The following is a 23,135-nucleotide window of genomic DNA, read 5'->3' on the forward strand; positions in this document are numbered from 1 at the left end:
TTTTATAATTATTATGTTTTACAGGAAATTAAGGCGTCATATGGGCATCATGGAGATCCACAGCATTGCCGCCGGCATCAGTTTTTAAGATTAAAAAGGCTGATGCGGCCTTAAACGGTCCTTTGGTATTCCGGTTATCCGGGTGTTTACTTACTTCTATCACATAATTTTCATCAGCAGTCTGCCGTACTGATTTGACCCCGCAGATGCCTGTTCCATCAAAAGTTTTCTGCCACTGCAGTATTTTCGTGCTGCTGAATTTTATGATCCAGAGGTCGGCTTTTCCACATGCTCCTGATCCATTTCCGTTTCCTGACCGGGCAGTTCCGGCCATCACATAACCGCCGTCCGAAGTCTGTATGGCAGGAGCTGCATGATTATACTCTGAACCTGTAAAAATATTCCTCAACTGCATTTCTTTGCCGGGTATTGCAGAAGCCTGGCCGGAAAATTGCGCCATTGCCGGGAAGCCCGGCAGGAAGAAACATAAAAGCTTTATTTTTTTGAGCATATTGTTTTAGTCATTATTATGGTTGTGGAAATTTATCTTTATCGGGGGCTATGAAGCAGATTATTTTTTACGGTGTTATGTCATCATAAAGGCGTACATTATTGCCGTTGGTATCCAGTTTCAGGATTAAAAAACCTCCCGCGCCGACAGTCGGTCCTGCGACATCACCATCGTTTGAAGTGCTTGTCCCGGAAACTATATAACCGTTTTCCCCCGGGATTACCGCGTAGGCCACATCACTGGATGTTCCGCCCAATGTTTTCTGCCACTCCAGCGTCCCATTGCTGCTGAGCTTCAAGACCCAAAAGTCAGAACTGCCATGGTTTCCGGAAATATCCCCATCATTGGATTGGGTATTTCCGGCTACCACATATCCGCCATCGGCAGTCCGGATCATGGAACGCCCAGCATCATTGCCTGTGCCTCCGAAAGCTTTCTGCCATTGCAGTGTTCCTGCGCTGTTAAGCTTGATAACCCAATAATCAGTGCCCCCATGGTTTCCGGATACATCTCCGTCGTTTGACTGTGTATATCCTGCTATAGTATACCCACCGTCAGAAGTCTGGATGATAACTTGGCCATATTCACTATTTGTCCCGCCAAAAGTTTTCTGCCACTGCAGCGTTCCCGTACTGCTGATTTTAGCAACCCACAAGTCAACCGCTCCATGGTTTCCGGATACATCTCCGTTATTTGACGAAGCTTGTCCGGTCATGATGTAGCCGCCTTCAGAAGTCTGGATAAGTGAATATAAATATTCAGTCCCGGTTCCTCCTAAAGTTTTCTGCCATTGCAGTACGCCGGTGCTGCTGATCTTTACAACCCAGAAGTCAAAATTTCCCTGAAATCCGGTTACATCTCCGTTAATTGAATTTGTTTCTCCTCCTAATATATATCCGCCGTCAGAAGTCTGGATGATAACTTTGCCATAATCATTATTTGTACCGCCAAAAGTTTTCTGCCATTGCAGTGTTCCCGTACTGCTAAGCTTGATGACCCAGATATCATTGGTAGCAGTTCCATGGTTCCCGGATACATCTCCATCGTTTGACTGGGTAGACCCTGTTACGGCATACCCGCCATCAGCAGTCTGGATAATGTTGCCGACAGCATCATTATCTGACCCCCCAAATGTTTTTTTCCATTCTATACTTCCGTGACTGCTGAATTTAACAATCCAGAAATCAGCGATTCCGTGATTTCCGGATACATCGCCGTCGTTTGACTGGGTCCGTCCGGCAAGGACATATCCGCCGTCAGCGGTGCTGACCATCGAGTTGTTAAATTCAGAACCCGTCCCCCCGAAAATATTCCTCGTTTCTTTAAGAGGAATTGCAGGAGTTCCCGGAAATTGCCCTGATACCGACAGAAGCCCCAGGAAAAGCAGGATGAAAAAATTTGTTTTTCTTAACATATAATTTTACTTATGATTACGCCTGATAAGAATTTATATTGTTAACGACTGATAGCAAACATATTGTCTGTTTATGGTGCCGTATCGTCATAGAAATACATAATGTTGCCATTCATGTCAAGTTCAAACATTAAGATGTCTGCAGTACCATTATTCTGCCCTGTAATATCTCCATCAACAGAATAAGTATAACCAGTTACCACATAATTGCCATTATTAATTTTAGTAATTGCATTGGCTATATCTACACTAGTACCTCCCAATAATTTAAAGGATTGTAAATATCCCGCGGCGGTTAGTTTTACCACCCAGAAATCATCAGTGCCGTGGTTTCCAAAGATATCACCGTTGTTAGATCGGGTATATCCGGCTACCAGATACCCGCTGTCACTAGTCTGAATAATAGCATTCGCACGGTCCAGTACAGTTCCGCCTAATTGTTTTTGCCATTGTATGGTTCCGGTATTTGTAAGCTTAATGACCCAGAAATCATCATATCCATGATTGCCAGAGGCATCTCCATCATTTGAACGTGCGAATCCCGCTACTGCATATCCACCGTCATTTGTCCGAATAATGGAGTTAATATTTTCACCTAATGTCCCTCCCAAGGCTTTTTGCCATTGAAGAGTACCAGTGCCGGTAAGCTTGACAATCCAGCCATCAACACCTCCGTGAAACCCTGAAACATCCCCGTCATTTGATGTAATAGAGCCTACAACTGCATATCCGCCATCAGCAGTTTGTATGATAGAAGTAGCTCTGTCGTCACTTGTTCCTCCCAAGGTTTTCTGCCATTGTAATAATCCTGTACTGTTGAGTTTTACTATCCAAAAATCGTAACTGCCTTTTCGCCCAGATACATCTCCGTCATCTGATCTTGTATATCCGGCAATAGCATAACCGCCATCAGTAGTCTGAATAATTGAATTTGTATACTCATCGTTTGTTCCACCCAACATTTTTTGCCACTGTATATTTCCTGTACTGTCAAGTTTGATGATCCAGCAATCGTAACCTCCGTGATTTCCGGATGCATCTCCATTATTTGATTGTGTATCTCCAGCGATAATATAACCGCCATCGCTGGTTTGTAAGATTGAATTAGCCCTATCACTAGATGTACCACCTAATGTCTTTTGCCATTGCAAAATACCTGAACTATTAAATTTTAATACCAAACAATCCTGCCCACCATGATTGCCGGAGATATCCCCATTATTTGATTCTGTGTATCCAGCGATAATATAGCCGCCATCAGAAGTTTTAGCAACAGCATTAGCCTGATCACTCTGTGCACCTCCGTAAATATTCTTTACTTCTTTAAGAGGCATTAAAGCAGTGCCCGGTAGTTGTGCCGCTATGGGGAGAAGCCCTATAAAAAACAGGATAAAAAACTTTATTTTTTCTAACATATGATTTTGATTATGATTATAGACTTTAGTGACAATTGTGAAAATAAGTATCCGTTTACAGTGCTATATCATCATATAATTTAATACTATTACCATTAGTATCAAGCCTAAGTACTAAAAAATCAGAGGAACCATTTACAGGACCGGCTATATCTCCGTCATTTGAGCTGCTTCTCCCTGCAACAAGATAGCCGGTTGGAGTCTGTATAATTGTAAAACCCTCGTCATAAGCTGTCCCGCCCAATGCTTTTTGCCACTGTAATATTCCTGTACTATTTAGTTTAGTAACCCATATATCAGAACTTCCATGATTTGCGGATACATCTCCATCAATTGACTGGGTAAAGCCAATTACAGCATATCCGCCGTCAGTGGTCTGGATTATAGATTGTCCAAAATCACTTCCTGTACCTCCGAAGGTTTTCTGCCATTGCAGTGTTCCTGCACTGTTAAGCTTAATAACCCATATATCAACACTTCCATGATTTCCCGATACGTTTCCATCATTGGATTCAGTATGTCCTGCTAAAGTATATCCGCCATCACCAGTCTGGACAATAGAATTGGCAACATCACCTTTTGTGCCTCCAAAAGCTCTTTGCCATTGTAGTGTTCCGGTACTGTTGATTTTAACAACCCAAAAATCAACAATTCCATGATTTCCGGATACATTGCCGTCGTTTGATGAAGTATTTCCGGCCATGATATAGCTGCCATCAGAAGTTTGAATAAATGAATTTAAATATTCAATACCGGTTCCTCCAAAGGTTTTCTGCCATTGCAGTATGCCCGTGCTGGTGACCTTTATAACCCAAAAGTCAAAATTTCCCTGATTCACGGTTACGTCTCCATTATTTGAATTTGTATGTCCAGCCAAAGTGTAGCCTCCATCACTAGTCTGAATAATTGAGCTGCCAGTTTCCTCTTTTGTTCCTCCAAAAGTTTTCTGCCATTGAAGTATTCCTGAACTGTTTAACTTAATAAGCCAAATGTCAGCACTTCCGTGATTCCCGGATACATCTCCGTCGTTTGAAAGCGAAGTCCCTATTATTGCGTATCCGCCATCAGCAGTCTGGATGATGGTGCCGGGACTGTCATTAGATGACCCTCCAAATGTTTTTTTCCATTCTACATTCCCGTGACTGCTGAATTTAACGATCCAGAAATCAGTACCTCCATGATTTCCGGATACATCTCCGTCGTTTGAGAGGGTCCGGCCGGCAAGGGCATATCCGCCGTCAGTAGTGCGGACCATCGAGTTGTCAATTTCAGAGCCGCTTCCACCAAAAATATTTCTCTTTTCTTTAATAGGCATTACAGCCGTTCCCGGAAACTGTGCTTTTATGGTGAGAAACCCAAGAAACAGGATAAAAAACTTTATTTTTTCTAACATATGATCTCTGATTATAACTATGTCTTATGAATTTTTTCTTGACAATTGTGAAAAAAGATTGTCCGCTTACAGGGTAACATCATCATAGAAACGTACAATATTGCCATTGGTGTCCAAATTAAGGATGAAAGCATCTGTCAAACCGTTGGCCGGCCCCACGATATCTCCATCCGTTGATGATGAACCTCCTGCTACTACATAAGTACTATTGGCAGACTGGATTATAGAATAAGCAGAATCAGTATCTGTTCCTCCCAAAGCTTTTTGCCACTCCAAAATTCCTGAGCTGCTAATTTTAATGATCCACCCATCTTGTGATCCATGGTTTCCGGAGATATCTCCATCAATTGATGAAGTAGTCCCTGCTACCGCATAGCCGCCATCAGTAGTTTGTATAATGGATTCGGCTTGATCATTCCCTATACCTCCGAAAGTTTTCTGCCATTGGAGGACTCCGGTATTACTAATCTTAATTACCCAGATATCTATGTTTCCATGATTACCCGATACATCACCATTATTTGATCGGGTATATCCTGCAAGAGCATAGCCGCCATCGACAGTAGCAAATAATGAGTTGGCGATCTCAGCATTTGTTCCCCCATAGGTTCTCTGCCATTGAAGTGTTCCGGCACTGTTAATCTTAATGATCCAGAAATCATTTAATCCATGGTTTCCGGATGCATCCCCATCATTTGATCTTGTATATCCTGCAATAGTATAGCCACCATCAGCAGTAGTAATAATTGAGTTTGCAACTTCTCCGTCTGTTCCTCCAAAAGTTTTTTGCCATTGGAGTGTTCCCGTACTGCTGAGTTTCACTACCCAAAGATCAACTCCTCCATGGTATCCTGAGACATTCCCATCATTGGATTCAGTACGTCCTGCAACTGCATAGCCGCCGTCGGTGCTCTGGACAATAGAAAAAGCATTATCTAAATTCGATCCTCCTAAACTTCTCTGCCATTGAAGCGCTCCTGAGCTGCTGATCTTAATAATCCACATATCAGACGAGCCATGATTTCCGGATGCATTTCCGTTATTTGAAGAGCTATCCCCAGCTACAGCATAGCCGCCGTCTGCAGTCTGGATTATTGAGCGTGCAGTATCGTCTCCTGTCCCTCCATAAGTTTTCTGCCATATCAATCTTCCTCTTTTATCGTACTTAGTGACCCAAAAGTCACTATTTCCTCCTTGATTGATTGTTACATCTCCGTTACTGGATCGGGCATCACCGGCTGTAATATAACCACCGTCCGATGTTTGGGTAACTGATGCCATTCCGTCATAACTTGTGCCTCCGAAAACATTTCTCATTTTCATTTCCTTGAGAGGCACTATGGAAGTACCCGGAAACTGTGCATTGATTTTTGAGAATGCAGTAAACAGCAGGGCAAGAAGCCCTGCTTTTACCAAAGTGTTACTGTTCATTTCTTTCTTGTATTTACAGTCCTCTTACACAATATACATAGACGATGGAACCTATTGCCACAAAGCTGTACAATGTATCGGTATTTGCTACAGTCGGGTTGTTATTTACATATTTAAAGGTAAAGCCTGTTGCCGTGAAAACAGAAGTCCCGGAAACAGCCCCTCTGACGCTCAAGGTATAACTGCCCCCGTCCTTGATGTTCTGAAGCGTGAAGTTCCCTGCTGAAGCAGAGGTGAATGCCAGGTTGCTTCTGCTGAAATCTATGATCGTGCTGCTTCCTGCATCAAAGGAAGAAGTGTTGGTGGCAGACCCGTTGACCTCCAGCTTGCTTGCCGGTGAATTGGTGCCGATTCCTATATTGCCGGCAGGTGCTGTCACGCTTCCGCTGAGCCCTGTGCCGAAGATGGCACCGCCGATATTAAGCTGGTTGCTTCCGGTGGCGGAAACTACGTTTTGTTCACTGCCTATAATAATATTACGGCTTCCGGTAGTAAGCGTATTTCCGGCAAAGCTCCCAATTGATGTATTTTGCTGCCCTACCGTACTTGCTAAAAGATTTGAGACCCCTATGGAAACATTGTAAGAGCCTATAGTTGATGTGCTTAAGCTGGCATAGCCTATTGCTGTATTGGATTGTCCACTGGTTAAATCTTTGGCAGCATATGTACCTACTGCCGTATTACCCTGTCCTGTATTGCTGCCTAATGCCCGTGCTCCAAATGCGGTATTGTAATTAACAGAGGAAGAAGTATAGTTATTGGCATCAAGATTAAGGGCGTTCCAGCCAAATGCCGTATTGGAGGCTCCGGAAGCACCATCCATGATCAGGCCGGATCTTCTCCCGGCTGTCTTGAAAACCATATGCTCGCCTGAGCCTGTGGTCCCGATAAAATTAGCAGCAGGATTTGTCCCGGAATTTCCGCTTAAGGTCCATGTCGTAGCGGGGGAACCGCTTATGCCCATGTTCTGCCATAAGCTTCCGTTGAAATAATAATACCCTTCCGAGGTAATGTTTGCCGTTTTGGTACTTGAAGAAGTAACGGGTGACGTGATGTAGACGATGGCTCCTCTTTGATCGGCACCATACAAAGCATCCGCAGACTGAATCTGGTTACCGGTAAGCCTGGGTGCGATCATGCCTTCAGCAGTCGTTCCGTTGGTGTTTTTGGCAATTACATCGAGGGTTGCCCTCGGGGTCTGGGTATTGATTCCCACCTGGGAATAGACAGCAGCTGAAAACATCAGGGCCACTGCAGCAGATAAGTTCTTTTTCATGATTGTAAAAGTTTTACAGTTAGATAGATAGTGATTACAATTGATATGTCTGTTTTCCGCTTCAGGTTTATTGAAAGCTTCCGGTAAAAGCGGTGAATGCCGGAAGCCGTTGATATAGGAAATTTGTGTTGCAGTTAGGCAGAGTATAAATGATGCTTGGAAACCATAATCAGGATTTCCGGATATTGGATATTTACATTCTGTTTATCATTACCTGAAAATAATATAGGTAATGTTTTGTGTTAAGTTTATGTACCTAAAATTTAATCTATTCTTATCGCATTAATGGTGTCTGTGGCCCAAGCTCTACCTCCAAAATTGTTGATTGTCCCCGTATAACCCTGAGCTGTTGCTGAGCCTACAAAATAATAATAGGTTTTAGGGTTGGCAGACGTATTGTTAATGATGAAGTTTCCGCTTATTATACCAGAAATTGTTGCCGGTCCCCGTGTTCCGGGAATCTGTCTTACTTCCATCAGATCAGTCGAAATTGTGAATGATGCTGTAGCACTGTCTGCAAAAGAAACAATTAACCTGATGGACTGATCCGCTGGCATAAGTCCAAATCCCATAGTATGGGCAACTCTTACATTGTATCTGCTTTTAGCAGGTAATGTAATGGATGCCCCTGTATAATTCCAGTTGTTCCAGTTCGAAGAGTTAAGGGTAATCCCTTGTCCGCTATTGGCATAGTTAGCAAAAATCAGAGAAGGGGTGGATGAACCACTGAAATTCTGCCATAGGCTTCCGTTGAAATAATAATATCCCTCTGCGATAATGTTTGCCGTTTTAGTGCTTGGAGAAGTAACAGGAGCCGTAATATAGACGATAGCACCTGCTTGTCCAGCACCATACTGCACATCCGCAGCCTGGACCTGGTTGCCGGTAAGCCTGGGAGGGATGAATCCTTCGGGCGTAGTGCCGTTGGTATTTTTAGCGGTCACATCCAGGGTTGCCCTTGGGGTCTGGGTATTGATACCGACCTGGGAATATACGGCAACTGAAAACATAATAACAACTGCAGCTGATAAGTTTTTTTTCATGATCATAAGATTTCTATTTCAGTGAATAATAATTTATATACTTATTTTCCGCTTTGTAGTTTATTGAAAGCTTCCGGTAAAAGCGGTGAATGCCGGAAGCCGTTGATATAGGAAATTTGTGTTGCAATTAAAGAAGTATAAAAACCGGTTGTAAAATATTCATCAGGATATTTTCAGATACTTACACTTGTTGATTATCATCAGATTGGGAAATTACATTTGCTGTTCCGGATAATCTAAAGCTAATTGACCCGTACGGCATACATGTTATCAGCAGCCCAATACCTGCCGCCAAGATTGTTAAGTGTACCCGTATAACCCTGTACAATCGCTGATCCGGCAAAATAATAATAGGTTTTGGGGTTGGCAGACGTATTATTGAGAATAGTACTTCCTTCCATTTTAGCGGAAAAAGTTACAGGTGCATATGCTCCTCTGATCTGACTTCCCCGAACTATGTCAGGAGAAGTTGCAAATGCTGTAGCGCTGTCTGAAAATGATCCGATTATTTCAATAGACTGGCCTGCAGGCATGAAACCACCTCTTGTAAGAAGGTTTACCACTGTTACCACGTATCTGCTGTTGGCCGGTAATGTAATGGATGCACCTGTATAATTCCAGTTGGTCCAGTTAGAAGAGTTAAGGGTAATTCCGTCCCCGCTATTTGCATAATCAGCCAAAATCATAGAAGGCGCTGAAGAAGCACTGATATTCTGCCATAAGCTTCCGTTGAAATAATAATATCCTTCCGAGGTAACGTTTGCCGTCTTGGTGCTTGAAGTAGTAACAGGTGCCGTGACATAGATGATCGCTCCCCTCTGGTTGGCTCCGTACTGCGCATCGGCAGCCTGGACCTGGTTGCCGGTAAGCCTGGGAGGGATGAGCCCTTCAGGCGTTGTGCCGTTGGTATTCTTAGCAATTACATCAAGGGTTGCCCTCGGGGTCTGGGTATTGATGCCCACTTGGGAATATACTGCTGCTGAAGAAATCAGGGCTGCTGCAGCAAATAAGGTTTTTTTCATAATTGTAAGGGTTTTTACAGTTAGATAATGATTTTCCGCTTTGTAGTTATTGAGAGCTTCCGGCAAAAGCAGCTATGCCGGAAACAATTGATATAAGAAATTTGTGTTACAGTTAGGGAAGTATAAAAACCGTTTGTAAAATATTCATCAGGATATTTTTAGATATTACACTTGTTGATTATCATCGGATAGGATTGGGAAATTAATCAGGCAGGATTTCGTAAACCGTATATAATTGACTGTTAATTAACACGAAAAGCATAGATCGTATCAAGTTCATTTATACCTCCAAACCTGCGTATTGTCATATTAAATCCATTTACCGTAGTTGCTAACCCAGCATAATAATAGTAGGTTTTAGGGATGGATGACGTATTGTTAATTAAAATATCTCCCACTAAATGGCCATGAATAGTTGAAGGTCCCCATATTCCGCTAATAAAGTATGTTCCTACTATATCAGGAGAAGCGGTAAGTGATGAGGCTGTAGCAACATCGGCAAAGGAGCTGAGTATCCTGATAGAAGTATTTGATGGAGGACTTTGATTTGTAGTTGTCCCATCGAAATTTTGTATAACTCTTACCACATATCTGCTGTTAGGCGGTAAGGTGATAGATGTTCCCGTATAATTCCACCCAGACCAATTAGAAGAGTTAAGGGTAATTCCTTCCCCGCTATTTGCATAATTTGGAAGAATCAAAGAAGGGGCAGATGAAATACCCATGTTTTGCCATAAACTTCCGTTGAAATAATAATATCCTTCCGAGGTAATGTTTGCCGTCTTGGTGCTTGATGAAGTAACAGGTGCCGTGATATAGATGATCGCTCCCCTCTGGTTAACTCCGTACTGCGCATCCGCAGCCTGGACCTGGTTGCCTGTAAGCCTGGGAGGAATAAACCCTTCAGGCGTCGTGCCGTTGGTATTTTTAGCAATTACATCAAGGGTTGCCCTCGGGGTCTGGGTATTGATGCCCACTTGGGAATAGGCTAAGACGGAACAGGACAGAATAGCTGTAACAGATAATTTTATTTTCATTTTTTAAAATTTTAGATAGGATTTATCTTTATTAAATTAAATGCAGATAATTTTATTTTTTTCACTGTAGTCTTTTATAGACTAATGTTAAAGTATATAGGATTGATAACAAATAATTTAGCATCACAAAAATTGATAAAAAGTAGAGTTATTTATGATTATAATACTTTTTTTGTCGTTTAATTAATGTTAACAAATGTTGTTTTTGAAGCGTAAATATTTAAATGATAATATTTTATTATATTTTATTGCTTGCAAATAATGATAATTTATTATCTTTGCAACATTAGTCTATAAAAGACTAAAAAAGTGGATTTATTTTTGCAGGTAATTAAAATAACGATATTTTTACCTATGAAATTTTCATTTTTTTTATCCCAAAACGATACAGAAGCTGGACATCAGGTTTGTCTTTCTTTCTTCTCAAAAAACACTAAAAAGAAATTATATAAGTTCCCCCTTCCTTTTGCTATTTCGGCAGAAGACTGGGATATTGATAAGCAAAGGCCGTTTGATATCTATTGTAAAAAATATAAAAAGCTGAACTACATTCTCAATGCGGTTAAAATAGGTATTTCGGGACTTTTAGGAAATAGAGCTAACGCTTCTGCCAAGGTGATCTCCGAAGTTATAATGAAAATATGTTCTGAGCAGGGGGCCATATATCCTCAAGGCTCACTTCTTGAGATGATGGGCCATTACCTGCAGGCTAGGCAGTATTCAATCAGCCTTTCTACCTATCGGAGATACCAGGTATTTATGCGGTTAATAGAAAAATTTGAAGGCTTTCTCTCAAAGCATATTTTTATCCAGGAAATAAACAATTCTTTGTTTTCTGAATTTTATACGTTTGGCAAAGAAGAAAAATACTCTGAAAGTACATTAAACAGAACTGCAGAATTCATTAAAACTATTTTGAATTTTGCTGAACTCCAGGGAATTACTACAAATATAAGACGGTTGAAAATTCCAAAAGCCAAAGTCACACGAAAAATTATGATTTTAGAGGATGAAGAAATAAAAAAAATCAAACAGATAAAAGCACCTGAAAGTTTAAATCATGCAAAAGACTGGCTTGTCATAAGTTGCTACGCCGGACAGCGTATTTCGGATTTTATGCGTTTTAATATACGGCAGGTTGTGGATATTAATGGAAAGAAATGCATCTCTTTTTTTCAGCAGAAAACAGGAAAAGCCATTATACTCCCTCTCCATCCCATTGTTTTAAATATAATAAAGAAATATGGGAATTCTTTTCCGCCGCCTATCGAAAGCAGCCTTTACAATAAGCAAATTAAAGAAGTTGCATTTTTAGCAGGAATCAATCAGGAAGTATCGGTTAGAAAGAGAATAGGATTCCGTGTACAGGAGGTCCTGGTAGAAAAGTGGCAGAATGTAAGCAGCCATATCGGAAGAAGAAGTTTTGCATCTAATTTTTATGGTAAAATTCCTACTCCTTTATTAATACAGGCTACGGGACATGGTTCCGAACAGGTTTTTTTAAATTATATTGATAATTTAAGCCATACACGCATTATTAAATTGAATGATTATTTTGAGAAAATTTATGCGGAAGCTATATGAGCACAGAATTAGAACGGTTTACCGGATAATCCGGTCACTTTTACCGGGATAATAATGAACCTTTATTCATAAAGAATGCTCAGGACACTATTGTAAAGGCGATGAATTCAGAACTGATCAATCTTTACCGGAATGTCGGACCTATATCAACAAAAGTAAAAATCAGCGAATAGGGCAGTCTGTTTTCAAAGGTTCATCAGAGCTTATTATTAAAGCGGAGCCTGAAATCAAAGGGTCTTCAGATAAGAATTTATGGAAGACGAATCAGTTCTGATAAACTTCTGAAAGTCTTCTGAGCTTTTACCAGTGGTGAGAAAAATTAGCGGGTGCCATAACATGGTTTTCCCCCGATGTAAACACCTGAAGAACTTAAAATAACAAAAAACAGGAGAGTTACGGCAAGAAAGAGCCGGAAAAAGCATATTTCTGCAAGCCTGTGCTGAGCGTTTGGAGTAGAGTGGAGTGGGGTGGAGTATAATAATCTCAACAAACAATAAGTGAACTGAGCATTCCCATATCAATACGCACAATACATCTAACAATCTTGTCAATCTTTTCAGGTAAAGCACCATACCGGACGGGCGGATATTATAAAATTAGGGTTAATGGTAATGCCAATTCCGGATATAATCCACGAATAATCTCCAATTCCAGTTATTCTGTAACTTAAAATTACAATAGAATTTAAACAAATTGAAATTACTGTTACTGAAAACCAATTCATAATTGATGTTCGATATACATGCAGATAGCATATAACGGCAATGGCCAATTGTATGCTGATCTCTTCTTTTTGTGTTTAAGTGATTTTTACATTTGATATGATTTTCCGGATGTTAACAATGGGATTTTTTGAAAACAGAGTATTGATTTTCGCCCATACTTGAAAAAAATTAGCCTATCAGTTTATCATCTTTTTCAATGTTTTGTTCTTCAGAAATATAACTCTCAGAAACCCATGCAATGAAACCTTTTTTTGTAATTGGATATTTGTTTGTTTCCCTGCATGATTTTTCAAAATCTTTTAGCAGATCTATTATTTCTCTGATCAGATTGTAGTCCATTATAGTTGCATTATTAATTATAAATTTTTACTGTCCCATTTCCAAATGGTAATATTAACTGATACGAAAATTTCAAACAATTAAAATTTTATTACGTAATTTGAATTACTGTTTTTATATTAAAAAATTTCAAAAACGATTTTCCTCGTCACAAACTTATTGATGGCCCTATCGAATCTGAATAGAGCCATTTTATTTAATTTCAGATCTTATCTTATCTTATTTGCATCAACTGAATACTATTGTCAGGCGTATGCAATATCTGTATCAGATCTGCTTTAATTAAAAAGGAAGTTGTGTTATGATAACCTGCAGTAAGCAGGATCAGAACAAAAAAAACATTCCGGTTCAAACAAATAGGCCATCATCGGGTAAAGCCAAACATATTTTAATGATTTTAAAATAAAATTATGTGCTTGGGTTCATTTGATTGAATATGCCATCCAGGGTTTCCTTTCCTGCACTGCTCATGGCAATAGTGAAACCGTGAGAGATACTCTTTTTACCTTCCCTCAGCTGAACAAAAACAGAATCAATAAATGTATCCACCGAATCCCACATGTCGTGAATTCCTTTGCCTCCGAGATCCGTATTCAATGCCGGCGGGATAATTTCAATAACCTCAACATTGCTGTTCTCAAGAAGACGGGCGAGGGAAAGGGTAAAAGAATGGAAAAATGATTTCGTGGCACAATATACGGGAGCTTTGATTAAGGGTACAAAAGCAAGCCCTGAAGTTACATTGACAATTGTACTGAGTGACTGAAGTTTCTTAAACAAAAGAGTCAGGTGCAATGGCGCTTCAATATTAATGGTGATTTCTTTCCTGGCCTTGCTGAAAAATTCCGGGTCATCCAATGACATCCAGTTCTGTATACCTGCATTGTTTACCAGGACATTTAAGTCGCTGTGTTCCTCTTCTATCCAATGATAAAGGGCCTCACGCTCGCTTTCCTGTTCAAGGTCGCATTGTTTTATGATGAGCGAAGGGAGTTTTGAGACTGCTTCTTCAAGTGCATCAAGTCGTCTTCCGCAGATAATGACTGTATTTCCTTCACTAATGAAACGTTCCGCCATTCCAAAGCCTATACCGGTAGCACCGCCGGTAATCAAAATTTTATTATTGCTGAGTTGCATATGATATATTTTTATTTTATTAATTTATGGTCAAAGGTCGCCATTGGATACTCCTCAGGGAAATACAATACAAACGGACTTTTGTACAAATCAAACTATTTACGCCTGACGGAAAGAAACCGGTGCCAGGCCACTGTGTTTTTTGAAGAATTTAGAGAAATGAGAAACGTCATCGAAACCAAGTGAACAGGCGATCTGAGCGATACTCCAGTCGCTGTGTTTCAGAAGGATTTTCCCTTCCCGGACTGTCCGTTCACCCAGCAATTCACTGGTGGATTTTCCGGTCATTTCTTTCAGGTTTTTGTTCAGGTAATTCACGTGCACACAAAGCTTCTCAGCATATTCTTTTGGCGTGCGCACCTGTACCCGGTCAGAGTGGGAATTGATGGAAAACTGCTGTTCCAAGAGGTTGAAGAACTTTTCAGTAATTCTCCGGGGAGCATGGCGCGGTTCATTCCTGCCTATATTCGGTAACAATTTCTGCCCATAATGTATCAACTCGGCAATGTAGGCTCTTATCAGGTCATATTTATAGGCATAACCGCTATTTAGCTCCGTGCACATTTTTTCAAAAATAAGGACCAGTTCTTTTTTTTCTTCTGATGAAATATTGAAAACAGGGTAATGATCATTTTTAAAAATAGGAAGTACATCGGGCAGTATTCCACTCTTTTTATTAAAAAGGAAATCTGCACTGAAAATGCAGAAATAACCTCCGTCCTCAAGATCCTGGTCAATGTATTGGTAAGGAACATGCGGGTCTGCAAACAAAAGTCCGTTTTCCTCAACGTTAACAGTGGCATCTGCATATTTAATATTCGTACTGCCGACGAGCAAGGCAATTTTAAAGAACGATTTACGATTGTAGAACATCGCCGCATCGGCAGGCTTCAGTTTGTTTAAATCCTTAACGCGGAATACATTAAAATGTCCCGGTTGAGCAGCAATGCCTTCAGGAGAAACCGTAAGGGTGTGCTGATAAAAATCCTGCAAAGATGTTGGCTTCATTTGTCACTTAAATTATGAATTCATACGGTACTGAAGCGGAGTAAATCCGGTCTTCCGCTTAAATAGACGGGTGAAATGCTGCTGGTATTTAAAACCCAGTTCATCAGCAATATCGCTCACCGATTTTTCGGGGTCAAATAATATTGTTTTGGCTTCGTCAATCAGTTTTGACTGGATGTAATCCAAAGCCGTGTTTCCGGTTTCCTTTTTGATAAGGTCTCCGAAATAATTGGCCGACAGAAATAATTGCTCAGCACAATAGGTCACTGTAGGAACCCCTAAGTTTTTTGATTTGCCGGACGTAAAATAATCCTTCAGCAGATTTTCAAAACGGATCAGAATATCTTTATTCACGTGTGTCCTGGTAATGAACTGCCTGTCATAATACCGCATGCAGTAATTCAATAAAAGCTCGATATTGGAAACAACAAGTGTTTTGCTGTGCTTGTCTATATTCTGGTTAATTTCATTCAGGATTTTTTCAAAACAATCGTTGATGGTTTGTCGCTCTTTTTTAGATAAATGCAATGCTTCATTTACTTCATAAGAGAAAAAAGAATAATCTTTGATTTGCCTGGCAAGACTCGTTCCCGCAAGCAGATCAGAATGAAAAACCAGCGCTTTTCCCCAGGGTTTGATGACATCGTTCCTCCCCTCAATCCCATAAATCTGACCGGGAGAAATGAAAACCAGCGTACCGTATTCATAATCATAATTCTGGCATCCATAACGCATATCGCCACAGTTGATGTATTTCAGAAAAACACAGTAAACGCCCATATACCTTCTAAAATACCGATAAGCCGGCATTTCATCAAAATTGACAATGCTGACCAGCGGATGCAGAGTCTCAACTCCCACCGAATCATTATACTGCTTAACGGTTTCTATTCTGTCAATCTTTTCCATTATCAGATGTTTATACAAATTTAGCAAACTGACTTGTGTAATTAAGAATATGTCTTCAAAATCAGTGAAAATGGTAAAAACAACCGTATTCTGTATAAATATACTTCAGCTTAAGTATCTAAATTTGTATCAGTTAAAACAGTCTTATTTAAAATTTACTTAATATTCTGTTTTGACTTTTCAAAAAAATATTAAAATACTGATTTTTAAACCACAGGATTATGAAGAACAAAAAATTTCAACAGCTCATCTGTTTTTTCATTTTCTTATTAATTTCCAATACGATGAATGCGCAGGATAACAATAAAAACAATCAGGTTCTAAATTCACATCAGCAAAGCATGGCTTCCATAGCCGCACTGACTGCAACAGGAAATTCAGAACAATTAAAACCGGCCTTGAATACCGGCCTCGATGCCGGCCTTACCATCAACGAAATTAAAGAAGCTCTGGTACAACTGTATGCCTACTGCGGATTCCCGCGAAGCTTAAATGCCATCAATACGTTAATGGCAGTTGTTGAGGAAAGAAAATCCCAGGGGAAAAAAGACATTGAAGGTAAAGATGCTTCCTCCGTTTCTGTAACGGATAAATACAGATCAGGAAAAGAGAATCTTCAAAAATTAACAGGAAAAGAAGAAACAGGCCCAAAAACAGGAGCTGCCGCTTTTGCTCCTGCCACCGATACTTTTTTGAAGGAACATTTATTTGCCGATATTTTCAATCGTGATGTACTGAATTTCCGCCAGCGAGAATTTGTCACCATCTCAGCATTGGCCGCCATGCCCGGAGCTGAGCCACAGCTGCAAGCGCATTTATTGATGGGCAAAAATACCGGGATTACAGATGCCCAGCTTTCTGAACTTACTGCGATTATCGAAAAAACAGCAGGAAAAACACAGGCCAATGTTTTAAGAAAAAATATCGGCCAGCCTGTTGTGCCCGTTATCGAACCTGATATGCTCGTGAGAATTTCCGAAATCGAAATTGTTCCGGAATACCTGGAAGAATACAAAGCCATCCTTGAAAAAGAATCTTCGGAATCTGTGAAATTGGAACCGGGAGTTATTGCAATCTATCCGATGTTCCAAAAAGAAAATCCTTTGCAAATCAGGATCGTAGAGATATACGCCAATCAGAAGGCATACAAATCTCATTTGCAGACACCTCATTTTCAGTATTATAAAACAAACACCCAAAAGATGGTTAAATCCTTAAAATTGGTAGATATGACTGCTGTAGACCCGGAAACAATGCCTCTTATTTTCGGGAAAATCGGAAAATGATTGCTGTGAAGCAATACCTTAATCATCAGTTCTTTTACTTCAAACAAACCTCAAAAAACTACCGTATTACAAAAATTACTAATCTAAAATTATGATATGAGATTTTCATATCTGTTTTTTGCACTGTACTCTTGCTTTGCCTGGTACGGTCAACATCAGAGTAATTTGTTTTACTATTACTATTATTATTCCAGACATTCCGGTTTTTCCCGGTTGCGAGTACCAAAACCTTCGAAATTAAATAATTTTAAAGGTTTTTTTATTAAGCTGCAGTGTTTCTGAGTATACATAATTGGTCTCAACAACTCTTAATAGAATTGTCGCTATTTTACCAATAGATAAACTGATCCGCAGCGCTTTAAAATTGTCTGGTTCCCTAATTATTACTTCATAATTGATAAATTGATTGGGACAGCAAATATTTTTCTGCTCTGGTATCGTTCAATGCTATATTTTTGCGTTTGAAATTCAGGAGTAAACACCACCGGGAAAACAACGAACAATTTGCCGCAGCTACATAATTATGCTAAAGGATAAAACTGCCTTTTATATAAAACATGACAATTCGATAATGCCATCTGCCAATTTTTAGATAAGAATTCAAGCTTATGAGGGTTGGCGTCTTAAATAAACCAACATAAATCACAAATGGCAGGATGCCATATCTTATTAAACGATAGCATCTTAAAACTTCAATTAAGCTATAATGTAATCACATACATACCAATCAAAACTCCTGACAACTCAGGAGTTTTTTCATTCAGTCCCCTCAATCCTCACCACCTCACTCTCCATCACCTTCGTCCCGCTTTCATTATAAACCTGCTTTATGGTAACTTTAATCCGGTCATGTTCCGGGGTAGGGAAGTCCATCAGTCCGGAAATATTTTTGTAACCGAACGCTTTGGCCAGCAATGAAATGTGTCGGGTGGAATATTTATGTCGTTGAGTATATGATTCTACATTTCCTACGAAAGATTTTGCCATACCCATTTTAAGACTCAATTGATCTTTACTGATTTTCTTGGATTTACGAATACTTTTTACATGATTTATAAAATCAAAATCAAATTGAGTGGTTTCGAAAGTAAATGTTTTCTCCATAAATTATAAAAAAAAATCATCCTACATGTTGGATGTTTAAAAATAATTGAAACGATATATCTCGAACCGAAAAGACCAAATTTACCTTCGAGAAACTCGTGAAATCGCTCCATATCGAAAAGTTTCAATTTTGAATCACTTATTTATTGTCTTCTTTGATATTTGTTCGTAAGTCAAAGATTTCTCACCTTCCCATTTTGTACTTTCAATAAGATCATGAATATTAACACGAAGTAATTTTGCGATGATATAAAATTCTTCTAGGGATGGCTGTCTTTTATTGTTTCTCCACAAGGATATAGTAGACTCTGATTTATTTAAAACAGCAGATAATGTCCTGTTCTTTACACCTTTCTCGTCGAAAACTTCTTTTAGTCTATTTAATTTCATAAAATTTAATCAAAAAAAGTTTTTCGTTTAACGTAAAACTTTATATATTTGTAATTATTAACAAGCGAAGATTCAACAGGTTAAAAACTGTATGAATAAAACTATGTCACTCGTTCTAAATCCGCCAGATTGCCACGAGTTGAAGAGTGTTCGCCTGAGGCAACCTTTTTTAAAGGATGGTTTCTGGCGGAACCATGATCAGAGTTGCGAGGTCGTCCTACTGCGTTTTAGGATTTCCCCATAAAAGCATCGTTCCATAATAAAAAAATATAATGAGAACGACATTTTCAACCCTGCTGCCGACAGGCCCTCCAAATAACCGGAGCTCCGCAGCATAACCGATGACCACGCTGTACCGAAACTGCCCGCAAATGCAGGAAGGCGGGGTACAGCCGCACCCAAAAACCGCCGCCCTCCGAAATTCCTTTAAGCCAAAGGAAAGCCGAAGCACATTTAAAACCCAACCCTTAAAAGTACTGGCTTTCTTTCAATTTTCCAAATTATTTTCGTCACGGAAGGAATTTATAAGAAATGAACCGTTGGCCTGCTACCGAGCGGTAAGTGCTGTCTTTACATCCGGTAATGGTCTGCCATGAAAAAAGGATGGCTCCGGCATGCTCAGACAACAACGCCTTTAACCAACAGGCAGTTCAACATTCCGTCCACCATAAATGAAGTGCTTTTGTGGTCATGATAATCCGTAACAAAAAAACAGAAAATGAAAAAGAAAAAAACAGACTTCGGGGCGCAGTTCTGGTCCGGCACCCGCAAACATACCGCGCTGGGATTGCTGGAGACATTCTTCCAGTTCAACGACCTGGCCGAAGTAAAAGAAAACCTCAGCACGATGGTGCAGTATTCGGTACAGAAGAATGCCCGGATCCGGGAAGATTCTGCCGAAATATTCCATTTGTACCAGTCGCTGCGGTCACTGGTCCGGGCCTGCCGCCTGATTGGCAAAAAAGCAGAGAAAGGAAGCTTCAAAGCTATATCCGAAACCCATGTTCCCAGAACAATGACGGGCTTTCTTTCGGCGGAAGAATACCGGGATCCGGTGCGGGTGTTCCGGAGTGCTTTTAAGGCCTGCAGCCCGGAAGAATATGATGAGTTTCTCTCGGCAATGGTTTATTTCTCGCTGGGAGATCAGAGATGCGAAGAGGAGAGGAAGATTGTCATTCCGTATCTCCGGCTTATGAAAATGCTGGATGCCGCATGGCTGATCGTGGAAAGGGCTTCAGCACAAAAAGCAACCGGGAAGTAAATGACCGGTTTTTTTAACCGCAAAAGGGCATAACAGAATATTTACCTTAAATTTGTGCTACTTTGAATTCCCAAACTATGAATACCAAACAGGAAAAGCTGGAAGCCTTCGGAAGATTATTGGATATTATGGACGATCTGCGCGAGAAATGCCCGTGGGACCGGAAACAGACCCTGGAATCGCTTCGCCATCTGACGCTGGAAGAAACGTATGAACTTTCCGATGCTATTTTACAGGGAGACCTGCAGGAAATTAAAAAAGAAATTGGCGACGTGCTGCTGCATCTGGTTTTCTATGCTAAAATCGGTTCCGAAAAAGAAAGCTTTGATATCGCTGACGTGATCAATTCCCTGAATGAAAAACTGATCTTCCGCCATCCCCACATTTACGGCGATACGGAAGTGAAGGATGAAGAAGAGGTAAAACAGAACTGGGAAAAATTAAAACTGAAAGAAGGCAATACTTCCATTCTGGGCGGAGTCCCGAAAAGCCTGCCGAGCATGGTAAAAGCCTATAGGATTCAGGATAAAGTAAAAGGGATCGGATTTGAGTTTCATGATGCGGAGGATGCATGGAAAAAAGTGGATGAAGAAATCCGGGAATTCCATGAGGAAACCGATCCTGAAAAAAAGGAGCAGGAACTGGGTGATGTATTTTTCTCACTGATCAATTATGCCAGGATTTCAGGCATTAATCCGGATTCCGCCCTGGAAAGAACCAACCTGAAATTCATTTCAAGGTTCCAAAAGATGGAGAAACTGGCCTCAGAACAAAATTTAAACCTGGCCGATATGACCCTGGAAGAAATGGATGTCCTCTGGGAAGAGGCGAAAAAACGGTTACAGTAAGAGATGAAAGTACAGAATCCGGCAGCCCAGAGGTTCCAGTACCTGCTGGAATTTAAACAGACGGAGCGGAAATGGCATTTTCCTGTTTTGGCAGCGCTGTGTATCGGAAGCTGCCTGTTTATCGGGTATTTCCTTGGGAAACCTGGGTACGGCAGCCTTTCCAGCCTCGGTGCCTTAACGATTTTGTATTTTACATCAGCCCCTATCACCCAGCGGATGGTGCACCTGGCCATCTGTGCTTTCGGAATTGTATTTTCATTTACCATAAGCTTATTTTTCAGCTTTAATGCCTATGTGGCTGCCTTTTCACTGGGCATTATTGCTTTTCTGGCTCATTTCCTTACTTCCTACTTTAAAATACCGCCGCCGGGAAACTTTTTCTTTATCATGGTTGCGGCCATGGCAAGTACCTTCCCCTTCGATCCGGAACTGATTCCCACAAGGGTAGGGCTGGTAGCCATGGGAGCGATTTTATCATGTTCCCTCGCTTTTCTGTATTCCGTTTTTATCGAAAAGAGCAGAGTGGTAACGGTTCCGAGAAGGACATTCAACAAAAGAAGGTATACCAAATTTGTAGAAAGCATGATTATAGGGGTTTTCATGGCCCTGACCTTAATCACCGGGCATCTTCTGAAATTCAATAATACTTACTGGATTTCCATTGCGGCCGTTGCCATCGTCCAGGGACAGAATTTTGAACATGTGCGCCAGCGGAACATACACCGGATCCTGGGGACCTTTATCGGCATTGCCCTGGCGTGGCTGATCTTATGGTTCCGGCCGGAAAAAATCATCATGATCGTGATCATTACCGTATTGCAGTTTATCATCGAACTGCTGATTGTAAGAAATTACGGTTTTGCCGTGGCTTTTATTACCCCGTTAACCATTCTTCTGGCAGAAACCGGAAACGAAGTATACCATCCTGTAGAACAGCTGATGCATGCCAGGCTCCTGGATACCATTATCGGAAGCCTGATCGGGCTGGCAGCAGGTTTTTTCCTGCACCATCAGCAAATCATCAACAACCTGGAAAAAAATATAAGGTTCTCTTATTTTCAGTTTAAGAAATTAAAAAAATAACTATGTTGCGTATTTCAATTGTATCAGTATTCTTCCTGTTAAGCTGCCAACCGAAAGCCCAGGACTCATTGGAAAATGAAGACCTAAAAACGGAATTTTCTTTACCGAAAAAACTGAAGGAAGTGTCAGGGATCGCTCTGTCCGGAGATAAAAAAATAATCTGGGCTATTGAAGACCAAGGGAATAAAAATGTAGTGTATGGCCTGGACCTGCAGGGTAAACCGGTAGCAGATATACCGGTAAGCAATGCTGAAAATACCGACTGGGAAGATATAACGGCAGATCCGCAGGGGAATATTTACATAGGGGATTTCGGGAATAACGATAATGACCGGCAGAATCTTTCCATTTTAAAACTGGATTTAAAAGATCTCTCCCAAAAGAGCACGGCTGTAACACAGACCACCACGTTCCGTTATGAAGGGCAGACTGAATTCCCGCCGAAGAAATCCAACTGGCTGTATGACTGCGAAGCATTCATAGAAATGGACGGTAACTTTTACCTGTTTACAAAAAACAGAAGCAAAGGTTTTGACGGGACTTTTCTGGTATTCCAAATTCCGGATAAAGAAGGCGATTTTGAAGCTAAGCTGGTCGGGAAATTAAAGCTTGAAGGCGGCTACAGCGATGCAGCCATTACTTCTGCCGCCATCAACCGTACCAAAGACAGGATCATCCTGCTGAATCATAAGAATATTCAGGTGCTGACAGGATTTACGGCAGGTAACTTTAACCAGACAAAGATTCAGACCTTATCCTTAAACCACAATTCACAGAAAGAAGCCGTGGCTTTCCTCGATGATAAAACTTTACTCATCGCTGATGAAAAGGATAAAAAAACGGGCGGGAATGTGTATCGGTTTACTGTAAAATAAAACAAAATCCGCAGAAAAAGCTTCTGCGGATTTTGTTTTTTAGT

At 40.6% G+C, this 23,135-nt stretch carries 21 protein-coding genes; 6 read left to right on the plus strand and 15 right to left on the minus strand.

The window, feature by feature from the left end:
- Positions 1 to 28: 28 nt before the first annotated feature.
- The 9 genes from SD427_RS03365 to SD427_RS03405 all read right to left on the minus strand — a co-directional run bounded on the left by SD427_RS03365 (position 29) and on the right by SD427_RS03405 (position 10,542).
- Entirely contained in the window at positions 29 to 511 is a 483-nt protein-coding gene (locus tag SD427_RS03365; RefSeq protein ID WP_320559892.1) for a hypothetical protein, read from the minus strand.
- 67 nt (positions 512 to 578) lie between these two features.
- A complete protein-coding gene (locus tag SD427_RS03370) occupies positions 579 to 1,925 on the minus strand; it encodes a hypothetical protein (protein WP_320559893.1) in 1,347 nt (448 codons plus the stop codon).
- Positions 1,926 to 1,996: 71 nt separating this feature from the next.
- On the minus strand, positions 1,997 to 3,340 hold the full coding sequence (locus SD427_RS03375) for a T9SS C-terminal target domain-containing protein (RefSeq protein WP_320559894.1): 1,344 nt from the start codon (positions 3,338 to 3,340) through the stop codon (positions 1,997 to 1,999).
- Positions 3,341 to 3,395: 55 nt separating this feature from the next.
- Positions 3,396 to 4,733 (minus strand): hypothetical protein, encoded by a 1,338-nt coding sequence (locus tag SD427_RS03380; RefSeq protein ID WP_320559895.1) that lies wholly within the window; start codon positions 4,731 to 4,733, stop codon positions 3,396 to 3,398.
- A 66-nt stretch (positions 4,734 to 4,799) separates the two neighbouring features.
- On the minus strand, positions 4,800 to 6,164 hold the full coding sequence (locus SD427_RS03385) for a hypothetical protein (RefSeq protein ID WP_320559896.1): 1,365 nt from the start codon (positions 6,162 to 6,164) through the stop codon (positions 4,800 to 4,802).
- Between the two features lie 13 nt (positions 6,165 to 6,177).
- Positions 6,178 to 7,440 carry a hypothetical protein gene (locus SD427_RS03390; RefSeq protein ID WP_320559897.1) on the minus strand — a complete coding sequence of 421 codons (1,263 nt, stop codon included), beginning with the start codon at positions 7,438 to 7,440 and terminating at the stop codon, positions 6,178 to 6,180.
- Positions 7,441 to 7,703: 263 nt separating this feature from the next.
- Positions 7,704 to 8,483, minus strand: coding sequence for a hypothetical protein (locus SD427_RS03395; protein ID WP_320559898.1), 780 nt, complete (start codon positions 8,481 to 8,483; stop codon positions 7,704 to 7,706).
- A gap of 242 nt (positions 8,484 to 8,725) precedes the next feature.
- Positions 8,726 to 9,505 carry a hypothetical protein gene (locus SD427_RS03400; protein WP_320559899.1) on the minus strand — a complete coding sequence of 260 codons (780 nt, stop codon included), beginning with the start codon at positions 9,503 to 9,505 and terminating at the stop codon, positions 8,726 to 8,728.
- Between the two features lie 242 nt (positions 9,506 to 9,747).
- A complete protein-coding gene (locus tag SD427_RS03405; RefSeq protein ID WP_320559900.1) occupies positions 9,748 to 10,542 on the minus strand; it encodes a hypothetical protein in 795 nt (264 codons plus the stop codon).
- Between the two features lie 309 nt (positions 10,543 to 10,851).
- On the opposite strand from SD427_RS03405, the gene SD427_RS03410 reads away from it, so the two are divergent.
- Entirely contained in the window at positions 10,852 to 12,126 is a 1,275-nt protein-coding gene (locus SD427_RS03410) for a phage integrase SAM-like domain-containing protein (protein ID WP_320559901.1), read from the plus strand.
- Between the two features lie 893 nt (positions 12,127 to 13,019).
- Here SD427_RS03410 and SD427_RS03415 read toward each other — a convergent pair.
- The 4 genes from SD427_RS03415 to SD427_RS03430 form a co-directional block, all read right to left on the minus strand.
- Positions 13,020 to 13,190 (minus strand): hypothetical protein, encoded by a 171-nt coding sequence (locus SD427_RS03415; protein ID WP_320559902.1) that lies wholly within the window; start codon positions 13,188 to 13,190, stop codon positions 13,020 to 13,022.
- Between the two features lie 408 nt (positions 13,191 to 13,598).
- Positions 13,599 to 14,327 carry an SDR family oxidoreductase gene (locus SD427_RS03420; protein ID WP_320559903.1) on the minus strand — a complete coding sequence of 243 codons (729 nt, stop codon included), beginning with the start codon at positions 14,325 to 14,327 and terminating at the stop codon, positions 13,599 to 13,601.
- Positions 14,328 to 14,426: 99 nt separating this feature from the next.
- Positions 14,427 to 15,335, minus strand: coding sequence for a helix-turn-helix transcriptional regulator (locus tag SD427_RS03425; protein ID WP_320559904.1), 909 nt, complete (start codon positions 15,333 to 15,335; stop codon positions 14,427 to 14,429).
- A 12-nt stretch (positions 15,336 to 15,347) separates the two neighbouring features.
- Complete coding sequence (locus SD427_RS03430) at positions 15,348 to 16,244, minus strand: helix-turn-helix transcriptional regulator (RefSeq protein WP_320559905.1); 897 nt, start codon at positions 16,242 to 16,244, stop codon at positions 15,348 to 15,350.
- 221 nt (positions 16,245 to 16,465) lie between these two features.
- On the opposite strand from SD427_RS03430, the gene SD427_RS03435 reads away from it, so the two are divergent.
- Positions 16,466 to 17,530 (plus strand): carboxymuconolactone decarboxylase family protein, encoded by a 1,065-nt coding sequence (locus SD427_RS03435; RefSeq protein ID WP_320559906.1) that lies wholly within the window; start codon positions 16,466 to 16,468, stop codon positions 17,528 to 17,530.
- A 756-nt stretch (positions 17,531 to 18,286) separates the two neighbouring features.
- Here the strand turns inward: SD427_RS03435 and SD427_RS03440 are convergent.
- Entirely contained in the window at positions 18,287 to 18,634 is a 348-nt protein-coding gene (locus SD427_RS03440; protein WP_320559907.1) for a helix-turn-helix transcriptional regulator, read from the minus strand.
- Between the two features lie 135 nt (positions 18,635 to 18,769).
- The gene (locus tag SD427_RS19025) at positions 18,770 to 19,024 is read right to left on the minus strand and encodes a helix-turn-helix transcriptional regulator (RefSeq protein ID WP_414017704.1); all 255 of its coding nucleotides are present in this window, start codon (positions 19,022 to 19,024) and stop codon (positions 18,770 to 18,772) included.
- Between the two features lie 718 nt (positions 19,025 to 19,742).
- Between SD427_RS19025 and SD427_RS03445 the strand changes: the two genes are divergently transcribed.
- The 4 genes from SD427_RS03445 (at position 19,743) to SD427_RS03460 (ending at position 23,091) form a co-directional block, all read left to right on the plus strand.
- On the plus strand, positions 19,743 to 20,285 hold the full coding sequence (locus tag SD427_RS03445; protein ID WP_320559908.1) for a hypothetical protein: 543 nt from the start codon (positions 19,743 to 19,745) through the stop codon (positions 20,283 to 20,285).
- Between the two features lie 77 nt (positions 20,286 to 20,362).
- The gene (gene mazG, locus SD427_RS03450; RefSeq protein ID WP_320559909.1) at positions 20,363 to 21,133 is read left to right on the plus strand and encodes a nucleoside triphosphate pyrophosphohydrolase; all 771 of its coding nucleotides are present in this window, start codon (positions 20,363 to 20,365) and stop codon (positions 21,131 to 21,133) included.
- A gap of 3 nt (positions 21,134 to 21,136) precedes the next feature.
- Positions 21,137 to 22,216 (plus strand): FUSC family protein, encoded by a 1,080-nt coding sequence (locus SD427_RS03455; protein ID WP_320559910.1) that lies wholly within the window; start codon positions 21,137 to 21,139, stop codon positions 22,214 to 22,216.
- 2 nt (positions 22,217 to 22,218) lie between these two features.
- Positions 22,219 to 23,091: a hypothetical protein gene (locus tag SD427_RS03460; protein WP_320559911.1), complete on the plus strand. Its 873-nt coding sequence runs from the start codon at positions 22,219 to 22,221 to the stop codon at positions 23,089 to 23,091.
- The last annotated feature ends 44 nt before the right edge of the window (positions 23,092 to 23,135 follow it).

This window comes from Chryseobacterium sp. JJR-5R (assembly GCF_034047335.1).
Taxonomy (GTDB): domain Bacteria; phylum Bacteroidota; class Bacteroidia; order Flavobacteriales; family Weeksellaceae; genus Chryseobacterium.

What these genes read in the sequence shown, in the direction of transcription:
- SD427_RS03365 (WP_320559892.1), bottom strand. Translation starts at nt 511, where the DNA reads ATGCTCAAAAAAATAAAGCTTTTATGTTTCTTCCTGCCGGGCTTCCCG.
- SD427_RS03370 (WP_320559893.1), bottom strand. Translation starts at nt 1,925, where the DNA reads ATGTTAAGAAAAACAAATTTTTTCATCCTGCTTTTCCTGGGGCTTCTG.
- SD427_RS03375 (WP_320559894.1), bottom strand. Translation starts at nt 3,340, where the DNA reads ATGTTAGAAAAAATAAAGTTTTTTATCCTGTTTTTTATAGGGCTTCTC.
- SD427_RS03380 (WP_320559895.1), bottom strand. Translation starts at nt 4,733, where the DNA reads ATGTTAGAAAAAATAAAGTTTTTTATCCTGTTTCTTGGGTTTCTCACC.
- SD427_RS03385 (WP_320559896.1), bottom strand. Translation starts at nt 6,164, where the DNA reads ATGAACAGTAACACTTTGGTAAAAGCAGGGCTTCTTGCCCTGCTGTTT.
- SD427_RS03390 (WP_320559897.1), bottom strand. Translation starts at nt 7,440, where the DNA reads ATGAAAAAGAACTTATCTGCTGCAGTGGCCCTGATGTTTTCAGCTGCT.
- SD427_RS03395 (WP_320559898.1), bottom strand. Translation starts at nt 8,483, where the DNA reads ATGAAAAAAAACTTATCAGCTGCAGTTGTTATTATGTTTTCAGTTGCC.
- SD427_RS03400 (WP_320559899.1), bottom strand. Translation starts at nt 9,505, where the DNA reads ATGAAAAAAACCTTATTTGCTGCAGCAGCCCTGATTTCTTCAGCAGCA.
- SD427_RS03405 (WP_320559900.1), bottom strand. Translation starts at nt 10,542, where the DNA reads ATGAAAATAAAATTATCTGTTACAGCTATTCTGTCCTGTTCCGTCTTA.
- SD427_RS03415 (WP_320559902.1), bottom strand. Translation starts at nt 13,190, where the DNA reads ATGGACTACAATCTGATCAGAGAAATAATAGATCTGCTAAAAGATTTT.
- SD427_RS03420 (WP_320559903.1), bottom strand. Translation starts at nt 14,327, where the DNA reads ATGCAACTCAGCAATAATAAAATTTTGATTACCGGCGGTGCTACCGGT.
- SD427_RS03425 (WP_320559904.1), bottom strand. Translation starts at nt 15,335, where the DNA reads ATGAAGCCAACATCTTTGCAGGATTTTTATCAGCACACCCTTACGGTT.
- SD427_RS03430 (WP_320559905.1), bottom strand. Translation starts at nt 16,244, where the DNA reads ATGGAAAAGATTGACAGAATAGAAACCGTTAAGCAGTATAATGATTCG.
- SD427_RS03435 (WP_320559906.1), top strand. Translation starts at nt 16,466, where the DNA reads ATGAAGAACAAAAAATTTCAACAGCTCATCTGTTTTTTCATTTTCTTA.
- SD427_RS03440 (WP_320559907.1), bottom strand. Translation starts at nt 18,634, where the DNA reads ATGGAGAAAACATTTACTTTCGAAACCACTCAATTTGATTTTGATTTT.
- SD427_RS19025 (WP_414017704.1), bottom strand. Translation starts at nt 19,024, where the DNA reads ATGAAATTAAATAGACTAAAAGAAGTTTTCGACGAGAAAGGTGTAAAG.
- SD427_RS03445 (WP_320559908.1), top strand. Translation starts at nt 19,743, where the DNA reads ATGAAAAAGAAAAAAACAGACTTCGGGGCGCAGTTCTGGTCCGGCACC.
- mazG (WP_320559909.1), top strand. Translation starts at nt 20,363, where the DNA reads ATGAATACCAAACAGGAAAAGCTGGAAGCCTTCGGAAGATTATTGGAT.
- SD427_RS03455 (WP_320559910.1), top strand. Translation starts at nt 21,137, where the DNA reads ATGAAAGTACAGAATCCGGCAGCCCAGAGGTTCCAGTACCTGCTGGAA.
- SD427_RS03460 (WP_320559911.1), top strand. Translation starts at nt 22,219, where the DNA reads ATGTTGCGTATTTCAATTGTATCAGTATTCTTCCTGTTAAGCTGCCAA.